The following is a 13,225-nucleotide window of genomic DNA, read 5'->3' on the forward strand; positions in this document are numbered from 1 at the left end:
GGCGTTGGCGTACAGTCGCCAGTCCGGCGCGCAACCTGACGCGCAACCAAATGACGCGCGGTTCAACCGGTCTGGGCCCCTGGACCTCCGCGAACCGGTGTCGCCCCAGCCGCCAACGGCCCTGCCCGCCTTGATGTTTCCTGAGAAAACGCGGCGCATCGTGTAAGGAGCTCGCGCAGCCGACCGCTGCGCCGCACACGCCCCCGCTGCACCGTGCGGGGAATCCGGGCGCACCCGTTGATCGGCTGCGCCTGCGCCCCTAGACTCGCCGCGCCCGCAGCCGCTCCCTGCGCTTCGGGATCACAGCTGCGTCGACAACTCCCGTGCCGGACGTGCCGATCCACGTCCCTACCGGGCTGTGCAGGTCCCCTGACAAACCCTCAAGGAGGACTGACTTGACGGCTTCCACCGCACGTCGCTGGCTGCTCGCCGGTGTGAGCAGCCTGGCGCTCGCCGCGACCGGCATCCTCTCCACCCCCGGCGGCGCCGCCTCGGCCGCAGGCTATCCGGCGGTCCACCCGACGGTCGCCGAGTACACCCAGCTCAGCACCGGCGAGACACCGCCGACCCCGGCCCAGTGCGCTTCGGCCGGCCGGCGCTGCTTCTCCCCGCAGGCCATCCGGGCGGCCTACGACCTCGGCCCGCTCTACGCCGCCGGCAACGACGGCCGGGGCCAGACGATCGCGATCGTCGACTCCTACGGCAGCGACACCATGGCCCACGACCTGCACGTCTTCGACCACACCTTCGGGGTGGCCGCGATGTGCGGCGAGGAGGGCGTGGCCTGCGCACCGGGCATGCCCACCTTCAGCGAGCTGCACGTGCAGGGCTCGCCGGCCACCTCCGCCCCGCCGCCGACCAGCAAGGGCACCGGGCAGGAGGACAAGTCCGCCTGGGCGCTCGAGGTGGCGCTCGACGTGGAGACCGCGCACGCGATGGCCCCCGGCGCCAACATCCTGCTGGTCAGCACGCCGACCGCGGAGACCCTAGGGGTGCAGGGCTTCCCGCAGATGATGGCCGCCGAGCAGTACGTGGTCGACCACCACCTGGCCACCGTCATCTCGCAGTCCTTCGCCTCCGCCGAGGGCGCGTTCGCCAGTGCGCAGTCACTGGAGCAGCTCCGGTACGCCTTCAAGTCGGCGGCGCAGAACGGCGTCACCGTACTCGGCTCGTCCGGTGACAACGGCACCGCGGACTCCACCAAGACCCCGGTGAAGTCCGGTGGCACGCCGATCCCCTACCCGTCCGTGGAGTGGCCGGCCTCGGACCCGCTGGTGACCGGTGTCGGCGGCACGTACCTGTGCACCGACCCGGGCGCGACCGGCGCCCGGGTGACCGACAGCTCCGACAATCCGGCGAAGTGCCAGTCCAACCCGGGTGCGGCCGAGGTTGGCTGGACCTTCTCCGGGGGCGGCTTCAGCCAGCTCTTCGACCGGCCGGCCTACCAGGGCACGCTGCCGGCCGGCAGCACCGCGATCGGCGCCAAGCGCGGCGTCCCGGACGTCTCGCTGCAGGCCAGCTCCGGCACCGGCGCGCTGGTGTACGTCTCGCTCCCGCCGGACGGACAGGGCGGGCTCAGCTGCGGCAGCGCGCCGTGCAGTTCCGGCTGGTACGACATCGGCGGCACCTCGCTCTCCTGCCCGCAGTGGGCCGGTCTGGTGGCGATCGCCGACCAGCTGAACGGCGGCGGCCTCGGTCTGCTCAACCCGGCGCTGTACCGGGTCGGCGCCGACCCGGCCAAGTACGCGGTCGACTTCCACGACGTCACGCTCGGCAACAACACCGCCGACCCGTCGGTGCCCGGCTACCCGGCCACCACCGGCTGGGACCCGATCACCGGCCTCGGCACGCCGGACGCGGCGAAGCTGCTCCCCGACCTGGTCGCGGCGGCGCACGCGGGCTGACCCCGAAGTACTCCCGAAGTACCGCTGTCCAGTGGCCCGCCGGAGCGATCCGGCGGGCCACCGCCGCGCTCGGGCCCAGCTGGGAGGCATCTGAGGGGCAGCTGGGGGCAAGCCTGCGTGCCGGGCCCGACCTGCTCGTTCGGTACCGTGCTGGCGCACCACCGGCGAGCGAGAGCAGGACGAGATGGCCCAGCAGGGGCAGCACGACGCGGCGCGGCCGAGCCTTCGCCGGATCGCCCTGGAGTGGGGCCGGATCGGTTGCATCGGCTTCGGCGGGCCGCCCACCCACATCGCGCTGCTGCGCGGGCTCTGCGTGGAGCGCGAAGGCTGGATCGCCGCCGCGGACTTCGAGGACGGCATCGCCGCGACGAACCTGCTGCCCGGGCCGGCCTCCACCCAACTGGCGATCCTGACGGCCTGGCAGCTTCGCGGGCTTCCCGGCGCGCTGGTCGGTGGGCTCTGCTTCATCGTGCCCGGCCTGGTGCTGATCCTGGCGTTGGCGGCGCTCTTCCTGGCCGGGAGTCCGCCCCGGTGGGTGCTGGGGGCCGCGGCCGGTGCCGGGTCGGCGGTGGCGGCGGTCGCCGTGCACGCGGCCGTTGGGCTGGTTCCCGCGAGCCGGCAGCGGATGGGCGGCGCCCGGGCCCAGCGGGGTCGGTGGATCGGCTACGGGCTGGCGGGCGGTGTCGCGGCGAGCCTGGCCGGCCCGTGGTTGGTGCTGGTGCTGATCGGCGCCGGACTGATCGAGGTCGCGGTGCGGACGGCCGGGCGCAACCGCCCGTCGCCGGGCGGCGGTGGACGAGCGGCCTGGCCGCTGCCGCTGGCCGTCGCGGCTCCCGGCGCCGCGGGGCTCGCGGCGCTGGCCTGGGTCGCGTTCAAGGTCGGCGCCCTGTCGTACGGCGGCGGCTTCGTGATCATCCCGCTGATGCAGAGCGACGCCGTCCACCGGTACCACTGGATGACCGATGCCCAGTTCCTGAACGCCGTCGCCCTCGGGCAGATCACCCCCGGCCCCGTGGTGCAGACGGTCGCCGTGGTCGGCTACGCGGCGGCCGGTGTCGGCGGCGGCCTGCTGGCCGCCGCGGTGGCCTTCGCCCCGTCCTTCCTCTTCGTGCTGCTCGGCGGGTCGCACTTCGACCGGCTGCGCGCCGACCCGGGCGTCCAGGCCTTCCTGACCGGGGCCGGGCCCGCCGTCATCGGCGCGATCGCGGGCTCGGCGATTCCGCTGGCGCTGGCCCTGCAACACGCCTGGCAGTACGCCGTGCTGGCCGCGGCGGCGGTGTGGCTGCTGGCCGGCCGCCGCGGTGTGGTCAGCGCGCTGCTCGGCGCCGGCGCCCTCGGCGTGGCCGCCTCCTGGGCCGGCTGGCCGGTGACCTGAGCAGACCGCCGACGCGCTGTCGCACCCACCCGCTACCGTGCCGGTATGACCCATGCTGAACTTCAGACCAAGCGGATCAGGCCCTGGCAGTTCCACCAGACGGCCGGTCTCGAGGAGTGGCGTGTCCTGGGCGAAGGCGCCTGCAGCTACTTCCGTACCGGCTCCTTCGCGGCCGGCGCCCGGCTCGTGCACGAGATCGGCGCACGGCTCGATGTCGAGGGCCGGCATCCCGACATCGACCTGCGCGCCGAGGGCGTGACGGTCCGGCTGATCACGCTCACCCAGGACTACTACGGGCTGACCGAGCAGGACGTCGAACTGGCCCGGCAGATCTCGGCGCTGGCGCGGGAGCTGGGCATCCCGGCCGACCCGTCCGCCGTGCAGACCGTCCAGGTCACCGTGGACGCGCTCGACATGTCCCGGGTCGTGCCGTTCTGGCGGGCCCTGCTCGGCTACCAGGACCGCGCGGGCAGCCCCGAGGACCTGATCGACCCGCACGGTCGCGGGGCGCCGTTCTACTTCCAGCAGATGGACGCCCCGCGCCCGCAGCGCAACCGGGTCCACCTCGACGTCTTCGTGCCGCACGACCAGGCCGAGGCCCGGATCGCGGCCGCGATCGCCGCCGGCGGCCGGCTGCTGAGCGACGAACACGCCCCGTCGCACTGGGTGCTGGCCGACCCGGAGGGCAACGAGGCGTGCGTCGGTACCTGCAACTGAGGCCGGTCGGTCCAAGGGTCAGCCGCTGATGCTCCCCGTGCCGGTCTCGATGTGGCCGGTGGCGCGGCGGCTCCAGCTGGGGTCGCCGCTCACGGTGGCGGTGAAGTCGTACCAGCCGTTGGTGTAGGCGACGGCGTTGAAGTAGTCCGAGACGGTGGCGCCGGGGGCCACCTGGTAGGTCCACGGGCCGTCGGTGCGGTAGTTGGTCGAGGTGATGGTGAAGGTCACGGTGCTGGTACCGGTGTTGGTCATCTTGAACCAGACCGCCTGCTTGCCGGTGTTCGGCGCCGGCGCGTAGTACGTCGAGGCCTCGGCGGTCTTCCCGGCGCTGGTGGCGTTGCCGGTGAAGCGGCGCAGGAAGCGGTTGGGGCCGACGACGGTGAGGTCGTACTTGCCGTCACCGTAGTTCGCACCGATGTTGAAGAAGTCGCTGGTGCCGCCGTCGGCGCCGGTCGAGGCGTTGTGGGGGGCGACGGTGTACTGCCAGGGCCCGCCGCTGCGGTAGGCGTTGGCGTAGATCGAGTAGTGCGCCCAGGCGGTGGCCTGCGGGCCCTGGTTGGCCAGGTCGATCCAGAGCAGGATCTGGTTGTTGGCGTCGTACTCGATCCGGTCCACCCAGGCGTTGGGCTGGTAGGGCAGCGCCCGAGCGGGCTTGCTGCCGCTCTCCTGGGTGGGCATCGAGTTGGTGCCGGGGCTCGGGTTGATCTGCACGTTGGCGGTGGCCTGGCTGATCGTCGCACTGGTGTCCGGCAGCCCCGGGAGGCCGTACACCGGGGTGCTGAAGTCGAAGGCGCCGGTGAGGTCGCCGCAGATCTGGCGGCGCCAGGTGCTGATGTTGTTGCAGACGGCGGGAGTGCCCAGGGCCGCCGTCCAGGTCTCCAGGAAGCGGATCACGCTGGTGTGGTCGTAGACCCGGGAGTCGACGTAGCCGCCGCGGGTCCACGGGGAGGCGATGATCATCGGCACCCGGAAGCCGAGACCGATGTTGGTGCCGTTGTAGAACTCGCCGGCGGTGCCGCTCGGCGCGACCGGCGGCGGCACGTGGTCGAAGAAGCCGTCGTTCTCGTCGTAGTTGAGGAAGAGCACGGTGGAGTTGAAGGTGTCCGGGTTCGCGGCCAGCGCCTGCAGCACCAGGTTGACGAAGTGCGCGCCGTTCTCCGGCGGGCCGTCCGGGTGCTCGGAGAACAGCTGGTTGGAGACCACCCAGGAGACCTGCGGCAGCGTCCCCGCGAGCGAGTCGGCTCTGATCGCGGCCGCGATGTCGTCCGGCGTGGAGCCGGTGCTCGGCACCGAGGCCATGCCGCGCTGCGCGAGCGGGCTCGAACTCGGGGCACCGGTGAACTGGTTGAAGTAGGCGAGGGCGTTGTCGCCGAAGTTGTCGGAGGCGTTCTGGTAGACCTTCCAGCTCACCCCGGCGTTCTGCAGCGCCTCGGCGTAGGTCTGCCAGTGCAGGCCCTTCTCGTCGCCGCCGTCGTAGGCCGGGCCGCCCGCGCTGCCCGCCGGGTCGATCGTGCCGGACCACAGGTAGGTGCGGTTGGGGCCGGTCGCCGACAGGATCGAGCAGTGGTAGGCGTCGCAGATGGTGTAGGCGTCGGCCAGCGCGTAGTGGAACGGGATGTCCGAGCGGTTCATGAAGCCCATGGTCCGGTCGGAGCCCTTGGCGGAGGTCCAGGAGTCCATCTTCCCGTTGTTCCACGCCTGGTGCTGGGTGCCCCAGGAGTGGTCGAGCGAGCCGTCGCACTGCGCCAGCAACTCCCCGCTGCTGCCCCACCACCAGGTGTTGGTCGCGCTCAGCTGCCAGGGGTACTGCCGGCCGCTGCCGTTGGGCTGGTTGAAGACGCTGTTGCCGCCGGCGATCTGGATGGTGGCCTTGTCGCCGAAGCCGCGCACGCCCTTGAGCGCGCCGAAGTAGTGGTCGAAGCTGCGGTTCTCCTGCATCAGCACGACGACGTGCTTGACGTCGGCTATCGTCCCCGTGCTGGCGGCGGCCGCGCGAGGCGCGGTGCCGGGCAGGGAGTCCAGGCCCACGGCTGCGCCGATGGCGGCGGCGGAGCCGAGGAAGGTACGACGAGTGACGGGGGTCACGTGAGGCCTCCGGGAAGATGGATATACAACTCCAGCCCGCAGACCATGCGACACCCGGGTGGCGACTGTCCAGTAACAATGTGGCGGCCAGATGAAAGACAGTCAACGATCCCGACCGGACCAACTGCGGGAAGGGTGTTGGGCCGCGCCGAGGACGGGCACAATGCCACCATGCCGATCACTGCCGCCGAGGCGGACAAGATCCTCGCCGAGAACTTCGCCCCCTGGGTGCTGGAGCTGGGCCTGTCGGTGACCGAGACCGGGGAGCGGCACTCCGTGCTGCGGCTGCCCTGGTCGGACCGACTCGCCCGGGAGGGAGGCGGGCTGTCGGGACAGGCACTGATGGCGGCCGCCGACACCGCGACGGTGATCGCGCTCAGCTCGGCGCTGGGCGGCTTCGGGCCGATGACCACGATTCAGCAGTCGACCAGCTTCCAGCGGGCGGTGCTGGGGCGGGACGTCCTGGTCACCGCCCGGGTGACCAAGCTGGGGCGACGACTGGCCTTCACCGACGTCACGCTGACCGCCGAGGGCGAGCAGGAGCCGGCCGCCCACGCGACCACCGTCTACGCCTTCCCGGGCTGACCGAGGCTCAGGATGTGGGCGGCATCACGCAGCCCTGGCGAAATGGTCATGCCAACTCTGGGTTGAACGGCGCGCCGCCGGGCAGACGCAAAGGGATCGGCCCGTGGACGTCGGTCCCGGGCCAGTGGTCCTGAGGAGGTCGGATCGTGGATCCCGTCCGGCGCTATGCCGTCTCGCTCCCCGGCCCCGTGGGCGGACACCGGCCCGTGACGGTGGTCGTGGTGCGCTGGACCCCCGGGTCGGTCGACGGCAACAGCGTCTACACCGACGACAGCGGGGAGTTCCGGGTCACCATCGACGCGGCCGGCGTGGCCCGCCTGCTGGACGCCGACACCGGTCACCAACACCAGTGCCTGCACGCGGTGCCACGGCCGCACCCGCGCTCGGCCGCGTAGCCGCCGACGGCCCAGGCTCAGGACTCCTCGCTCTCACCCGCCTCGCGCGCACCGCCGGTGTGCCCCGGCCACGCCGCCCCGGCCGAGCACGCGTACCACGCCGCACCGTCGGCGCTGTGCGTGGTGCTGCCTCCGCCCGGGTGAGCGCGGTCGCCCTCGCCGTGCCGTGGCCCCGGGCGCAACCGTCGGTGCGCGATCCTCGTCGGTAGTCGTCGGTCGTCACGGTGACCCGCCCGCCCCGGACGGCGATCCGTGCGCCCCAAGGAGCCCCGGCCCATGCCCTCCCCCACTCGCTGGCTGATCGGCTGCCTCGTCCTGCTGCTCACCGGTTGCAGTCCCACTCCCTCGCAGCAGACCGCCACGGACGCCTCCCCGGTACCGCCGGCGCCGGTCGCCACCCCCATGACGGCCGACCAGCTGGCCGGTCAACGGGTGGTGTACTCCTACCAGGGCCTCACGCCGCCGGAGCCGCTGCTCACCGCGATCCGCAGCGGCCGAGCCGCCGGGGTGATCTTCTTCGGGCCGAACACCGCCGATCCGGAGCAGTTCCGGCAGGCCGTCGCCGAGCTGCGCCAGGCCCAGCAGCAGAGCCCGGTGCACCATCCGCTGCTGCTGATGACCGACCAGGAGGGCGGCCTGGTCCGCCGGTTGCCCGGCGCACCCGAGCTGTCGGCCCGCGCGATCGGCACCGGGCCCGACCCGGTGGCGGCCGCCGGACTGGCCGGCCACGACGCGGGCGAGAACCTCGTGGCGGCCGGGCTGAACGTCAACCTGGCTCCCGTGCTGGACGTCTACCAGCAGCCCGGCAACTTCATCGACCAGAGCGAGCGCTCGTTCAGCCAGGATCCCGCCGTGGTCTCGGCGGTGGGGCGGGCGTTCGTCACCGGCCAGCAGCAGACCGGGGTCGCCGCCACCGCCAAGCACTTCCCGGGCCTGGGCACCGCCCCGGCCGGCGCCAACACCGACGAGGGCCCGGTCACCCTGACGGCCTCCCGCGAGCAACTGGCCACCGTCGACGAGACGCCGTACCCGGCCGTGATCGAGGCGGGGGTCGACCTGGTGATGCTCTCCTGGGCGGTCTATCCGGCGCTCGACCCCGCGCGGCCGGCGGGACTGTCCGCCACCGTAGTCGGCGGGGAGCTGCGCGGGCGCCTGGGCTTCCAGGGCGTCACCATCACCGACGCGCTCGAGGCCGGCGCGCTGCACGACTACGGGGACGCGGGCGCGCGGGCGGTGACGGCCGCGAGCGCCGGGATGGACCTGCTGCTCTGCTCGGCGCAGGACCCGGAGCAGGGCGCGGACGCGACCACCGCGCTGGCGGACGCGCTGACCACGGGACGGCTGGACCGCACCGCGTTCACCGCCGCCGTGGACCGGATCACCGCGCTCCGGGGCCGCCTGCACTGAGCTCTGCCCATGCCCCGACTGTCCGCGCACGTGGGTCTGTCCACACCCCGGGAGTTGTCCACAGGCGCACAAAAGGGCATGACGCTCCGTACGGACACCTTCTACGGTGGCCGCATGCGACGTGACAACCAGGTCCTCATCTTCGACGCCGACGACACCCTGTGGGAGAACAACATCCGCTTCGAGCGGGCCATCGACACCTTCCTCGACGAGGTGGCCCGGCCCCCGATCAGCCGCGCCGCCGCCCGCGCGGCGCTGGACCGGATCGAGGCCGCCAACGCCAAGACCCACGGCTACGGCGCCCAGGTCTTCCTGCGCAGCCTCGTGGAGTGCTTCGAGCAGCTGCGCGGCCGCCCGGCCGACGCCGCCGAGCAGGCGCGGTTCGCCGCCCTGGCGGCCTCGATCACCAGCGCCGAGGTGGAGCTGATACCCGGCGTCGCGCAGACCCTGCCCGCACTCGCGGCCAGGCACGAGCTGCTGCTGCTCACCAAGGGCGACCAGGCCGAGCAGCGGGCGAAGGTGGACGCCTCGGGCCTGGCCGGCCTGTTCCGTTCGGTGCACATCGTCGCGGAGAAGGACTTCTCCGAGTACTACTGGCTGATCGGCGAGGAGGCCCTGGAGCCGGAGCGGACCTGGATGATCGGCAACTCCCCGAAGTCCGACATCCTGCCGGCCCGCGCCGTGGGCCTCAACGCGGTCTTCATCCCGCACCAGCACACCTGGACGCTGGAGGAGGCCGAACTGGACCCGGCCGACTCGCGCGTCCTGCGACTGACCACCTTCGCCGAACTCGAGGAGCACTTCTGATGTCCAGTCACCTGACGCACAGTCAATTGACCGATCCCCACCCCTCGGTCTCCTGCGTCTTCGTCTGCCACGACGGCACCGGCCGGGTCCTGCTCGCCCGCCGCGCGGCCGCCGCCCGGGACGAGCCGGGGCGCTGGGACTGCGGCGCGGGCGCGCTGGAGTTCGGCGAGACCTTCGAGGCCGCCGTGGCCCGCGAGGTGCGCGAGGAGTACACCGCCGAGCCGCTGGAGATCACCGTCCTCGGCGTGCGCAACGTGCTGCGCGGCACCCCGGTCGACTCGCACTGGGTCGCGGTGGTCTGCGCGGTCCGGGTGGACCCGGCCGAGGTGGCGATCGGCGAGCCGCACAAGTTCGACGCCCTCGACTGGTTCACCCCGGACGCGCTGCCCGCCCCACTGCACTCGCAACTGCCCCCGACCCTGGAGCTGGCCGGCTACCTGGCCGCCGTCAGGGTGACCGCCGCCTCCGGGGAGTAGAGCGAGAAGGTGAGCGACTCCTGCAGGTAGAGCCGGATCGACTGGGCGTCGTGCGAGAGGTAGCCGATCGACAGGTCCTGGCCGAGGTGGAGCTCGAAGTCGCCGCCCCGGCTGGAGAGCACCACCGCGCCGGCCAGGGCCGGGGCCCAGATGATCTCGCCGGTCACCACCCGGGCCAGGTGTTGGCGGACCGGGTAGCCGTGGTTGGAGGTCTCGTTGACCGCCGTGTAGACATCGGCGCCGAGCAGCAGCGAGTAGGGCCCGTCCACCCCGGCCAGCCGCAGCCGGGTGAGCGCCTGGCTGACGGCGTCGGGGTAGTCGGTGACATCGGTGGGCAGGGTGATCGACGGGTTGTCGGTTCCGGTGCGCACGCCGGTGATCCCGGCCGCCGGCCAGCCGTCGAAGATCGCGGTGTCCTCGGCCTGGGCGATGGTGCGCGCGGCCTCCTTGACGGGCTGCCAGTCGGAGTTCTTCGAGCCGCGTTCCACGTCGTCCACGGCCTGCCGGTCCAGCACGAACGGCACCCGCAGCTCCACCACCGGGCGGGACTCGCGCGCGTGCGCCTGGGTACCGGGCACCAGGGTGGCGATCGGCCGCTGGTGGCCGGAGCCGACCGCCGCCAGCTCGGGCCCGGCCGGCCCGGACAGGTCCACCACCCGTCGGCCGGCCAGGTGCAGGGTGAAGGTGCGCCGGGCCTCCTCCTCGATCTGGGCCCAGGCCTCGGCGGAGATCGGGGCCAGATCACGGTGCAGGTTGTTCATCGGTCAACGCTCCTGTCAGTGGTCCGCTTGAGACTTCCGATGCCGAGTGAGCCGTCCCCTCTGGCCGGCGCAGCCAGGGATGCGGGCGAGGATGCAGACGACGCCGCGGCCGAAGCCGCCGGCGGCGGCGGGGAGTCCAGCAGGTCGGCCGAGGGCACGAAGAAGAGCCCCCCGGTGACCGCCGTGGAGAAGTCGAGCAGCCGGTCGTGGGTGCCCGGCGGCCTGCCGAGGAACATGTTCTCCAACATCTCCTCGGTGACCGCCGGCGTACGGCAGTAGCCGATGAAGTACGTCCCCAGCTCGCCACTGCGGTAGGACCCGAACGGCATGTTCAGCCGGACGATCTGCCGCTGCGTACCGTCCGGCGCCGGGTCCAGCGAGGTCAGCGCGACATGCGAGTCGGCCGGCTTCACCTCGTCGGCCAGCTCGATGTCCGCCAGCTTGGTGCGGCCCACCGCCCGCTCCTGCGCCTCGACCGGCAGCGCCTCCCAGCCGGCCAGGTCGTGCAGGTACTTCTGCACGACCACGTAGCTGCCGCCCGCGAAGGCGGCGTCCTCCGCACCGATCAGCGCGGCCGCGTCGGCCTCGGCGCCCTCCGGGTTCTCGGTGCCGTCCACGAAGCCGAGCAGGTCGCGCTGCTCGAAGTACTGGAAGCCGCAGACCTCGTCCGCCACGTCCACCGCGCCGCGCAGCCGGGCGAGCAGCTGTCCGGCCAGCTCGAAGCAGGCGTCCTGGCGCTCGGCGCGCAGGTGCAGCAGCAGGTCGCCGGGGGTGGCGGGGGCGGTGTGCCGGTTGCCGCGCAGCTCGCGGAACGGGTGCAGCTGGGCCGGGCGCGGTCCGGCGAAGAGCCGGTCCCAGAGCCGCGAGCCGATCCCGGCCACGCAGCTGAGCCGCGCCTGCGGGACCCGGAAGCCGACCGAGCGGCGCAGCCCCGCGAGGTCCGGCAGCAGCTCCCGGACGACCCGCTCGCCACCGGGGCGCACGGTGAGCACCAGGAACAGCGCGGCACTGGTCAGCGGCGCGCGGACGTCCTGCGGCTGCGGCACCGCCTGCGGTATCGCCTGCGCCTGCGGTATCGCCTGCGACTGGGGCGAGGGTGCCGACTGCGCGTCGGCCTCGGGAATCTGATCGACCGTCATCGGGGCTGCTCGCTTCGGTCGCCGGCCCAGAGGGTGTGGAAGGCCCCGTCCTGGTCCACCCGCCGGTAGGTGTGCGCGCCGAAGTAGTCGCGCTGCCCCTGGATCAGCGCGGCCGGCAGCCGTCTGGCCCGCAGCGAGTCGTAGTAGGCGAGCGCGGTGGCGAAGCCGGGCACCGGCACGCCCAGTTGCGCCGCGGTGGAGACCACCCGCCGCCAGGCCGACTGCGCCTCGCCGAGCGCCTGCTGGAAGTATTCGTCGGCGAGCAGCGTGGGCAGCGCCGGATCGGTCGCGTAGGCGGCCTCGATCCGGGTCAGGAACCGGGCCCGGATGATGCAGCCGCCGCGCCAGATCGCGGCCATCGCGCCCGAGGCGATCTGCCAGCCGTACTCGGCGCTGCCGGCCTGGATCTGGTTGAAGCCCTGCGCGTACGCGACGATCTTCGAGGCGTACAGCGCCTTCTCCACATCGCCCGCGAAGCGGTCGGCGGCGGCGCTGTCCAGCCAGGTCTCGGTGGGCCCGGGCAGGCCGCGGGCCGCGTGGCGCAGCTCGGCGCTGCCGGAGAGCGAGCGGGCGAAGACCGCCTCGGCGATGCCGCCCACCGGCACGCCCAGTTCGAGCGCGGTCTGCACGGTCCAGCGGCCGGTGCCCTTCTGTTCGGCCTGGTCCAGCACGATGTCCACGAAGGGCTTGCCGGTGGCCGGGTCGGAGTGACCGAGCACCTCGGCGGTGATCTCGATCAGGTAGGACTCCAGCCGGTCCGCGTTCCAGCTGCGGAAGATCTTGGCGATCTCGGCGGGCTGGCGTCCGGCGCCGTGCCGCAGCAGGTCGTAGGCCTCGGCGATCAACTGCATGTCGGCGTATTCGATGCCGTTGTGCACCATCTTGACGAAGTGTCCGGCGCCGTCGGGGCCGACGTGGGTGCAGCAGGGCCGCCCGTCCACCTTGGCGGCGATCGACTCCAGCAGCGGGCCGAGGCTCTGGTAGGCCTCGGCGGTGCCGCCGGGCATGATGCTCGGTCCCTCCAGCGCGCCCTCCTCACCACCGGAGATGCCGGTGCCGACGAAGTGCAGTCCGTGCTCGCGCAGCGCCGCCTCGCGCCGCCGGGTGTCCAGGAAGTGCGCGTTGCCGCCGTCCACCACGATGTCGCCGGGCTCCAGCAGCGGCACCAGTTCGTCGATCACGGCGTCGGTGGGGGCGCCCGCCTTGACCATGATGATGATCCGTCGGGGTCGGGCCAGCGCGGCGACGAACTCTGCCGCCGTCTCGGTCGGCACGAAGGCGCCCTCGTGTCCGAACTCGGCCATCAGCGCGCTGGTCCGGGCGGCGGTGCGGTTGTGCAGGGCGACCCGGTGACCGTGCCGGGCGAAGTTGCGGGCCAGGTTGCGGCCCATGACGGCCAGTCCGGTGACGCCGATGTCGGCGGAACTGAGCGCACTCATGCAGGGGACTCCACTTTCCTGGGGATCATCAGCCCAGCCTGCCGTGCGGTCCGCACAGATGCACCACGGCACGCCAGAGCGGCGCGGCTACTCCGTCCGTACGGCGGCCGTACAGCGTGCGGTCGGCCCGTTCCC

General features: G+C 72.7%; 12 protein-coding genes. 8 read left to right on the forward strand and 4 right to left on the reverse strand.

Going from position 1 to position 13,225, the window contains the following annotated elements; genetic code table 11:
* Positions 1-395 precede the first annotated feature (395 nt).
* The 3 genes from BR98_RS12975 (at position 396) to BR98_RS12985 (ending at position 3,996) form a co-directional block, all read left to right on the forward strand.
* The gene (locus tag BR98_RS12975) at positions 396-1,904 is read left to right on the forward strand and encodes a S53 family peptidase (protein ID WP_035844547.1); all 1,509 of its coding nucleotides are present in this window, start codon (positions 396-398) and stop codon (positions 1,902-1,904) included.
* Between the two features lie 184 nt (positions 1,905-2,088).
* Positions 2,089-3,279 (forward strand): chromate efflux transporter, encoded by a 1,191-nt coding sequence (gene chrA / locus BR98_RS12980; RefSeq protein ID WP_035844549.1) that lies wholly within the window; start codon positions 2,089-2,091, stop codon positions 3,277-3,279.
* A 45-nt stretch (positions 3,280-3,324) separates the two neighbouring features.
* A complete protein-coding gene (locus BR98_RS12985; RefSeq protein ID WP_035844552.1) occupies positions 3,325-3,996 on the forward strand; it encodes a VOC family protein in 672 nt (223 codons plus the stop codon).
* 18 nt (positions 3,997-4,014) lie between these two features.
* Here BR98_RS12985 and BR98_RS12990 read toward each other — a convergent pair whose 3' ends face one another.
* The gene (locus tag BR98_RS12990; protein ID WP_035844555.1) at positions 4,015-6,081 is read right to left on the reverse strand and encodes a phosphocholine-specific phospholipase C; all 2,067 of its coding nucleotides are present in this window, start codon (positions 6,079-6,081) and stop codon (positions 4,015-4,017) included.
* Between the two features lie 171 nt (positions 6,082-6,252).
* Here BR98_RS12990 and BR98_RS12995 point away from each other — a divergent pair, with 171 nt between their 5' ends.
* The 5 genes from BR98_RS12995 to BR98_RS13015 all read left to right on the forward strand — a co-directional run bounded on the left by BR98_RS12995 (position 6,253) and on the right by BR98_RS13015 (position 9,751).
* On the forward strand, positions 6,253-6,666 hold the full coding sequence (locus BR98_RS12995; RefSeq protein ID WP_035851951.1) for a PaaI family thioesterase: 414 nt from the start codon (positions 6,253-6,255) through the stop codon (positions 6,664-6,666).
* Between the two features lie 146 nt (positions 6,667-6,812).
* The gene (locus BR98_RS13000) at positions 6,813-7,061 is read left to right on the forward strand and encodes a DUF6296 family protein (protein ID WP_035844556.1); all 249 of its coding nucleotides are present in this window, start codon (positions 6,813-6,815) and stop codon (positions 7,059-7,061) included.
* A 276-nt stretch (positions 7,062-7,337) separates the two neighbouring features.
* The gene (locus BR98_RS13005; protein WP_083976535.1) at positions 7,338-8,468 is read left to right on the forward strand and encodes a glycoside hydrolase family 3 N-terminal domain-containing protein; all 1,131 of its coding nucleotides are present in this window, start codon (positions 7,338-7,340) and stop codon (positions 8,466-8,468) included.
* 114 nt (positions 8,469-8,582) lie between these two features.
* Positions 8,583-9,275 carry an HAD family hydrolase gene (locus BR98_RS13010; protein ID WP_035851955.1) on the forward strand — a complete coding sequence of 231 codons (693 nt, stop codon included), beginning with the start codon at positions 8,583-8,585 and terminating at the stop codon, positions 9,273-9,275.
* Positions 9,275-9,751 (forward strand): NUDIX domain-containing protein, encoded by a 477-nt coding sequence (locus tag BR98_RS13015; RefSeq protein WP_051969718.1) that lies wholly within the window; start codon positions 9,275-9,277, stop codon positions 9,749-9,751. Before BR98_RS13010 ends, BR98_RS13015 begins: the two co-directional genes overlap by 1 nt.
* Here the strand turns inward: BR98_RS13015 and BR98_RS13020 are convergent.
* From BR98_RS13020 to gndA, 3 genes are all read right to left on the reverse strand, one after another.
* Positions 9,709-10,512, reverse strand: coding sequence for a family 1 encapsulin nanocompartment shell protein (locus BR98_RS13020; RefSeq protein ID WP_035844557.1), 804 nt, complete (start codon positions 10,510-10,512; stop codon positions 9,709-9,711). The genes BR98_RS13015 and BR98_RS13020 overlap by 43 nt on opposite strands.
* On the reverse strand, positions 10,509-11,570 hold the full coding sequence (locus tag BR98_RS13025; RefSeq protein WP_198042352.1) for a Dyp-type peroxidase: 1,062 nt from the start codon (positions 11,568-11,570) through the stop codon (positions 10,509-10,511). Before BR98_RS13025 ends, BR98_RS13020 begins: the two co-directional genes overlap by 4 nt.
* Positions 11,571-11,647: 77 nt before the next feature.
* Complete coding sequence (gndA, locus tag BR98_RS13030) at positions 11,648-13,090, reverse strand: NADP-dependent phosphogluconate dehydrogenase (protein WP_035844558.1); 1,443 nt, start codon at positions 13,088-13,090, stop codon at positions 11,648-11,650.
* Between the last annotated feature and the right edge of the window lie 135 nt (positions 13,091-13,225).

The organism is Kitasatospora azatica KCTC 9699, assembly GCF_000744785.1.
GTDB lineage: Bacteria > Actinomycetota > Actinomycetes > Streptomycetales > Streptomycetaceae > Kitasatospora > Kitasatospora azatica.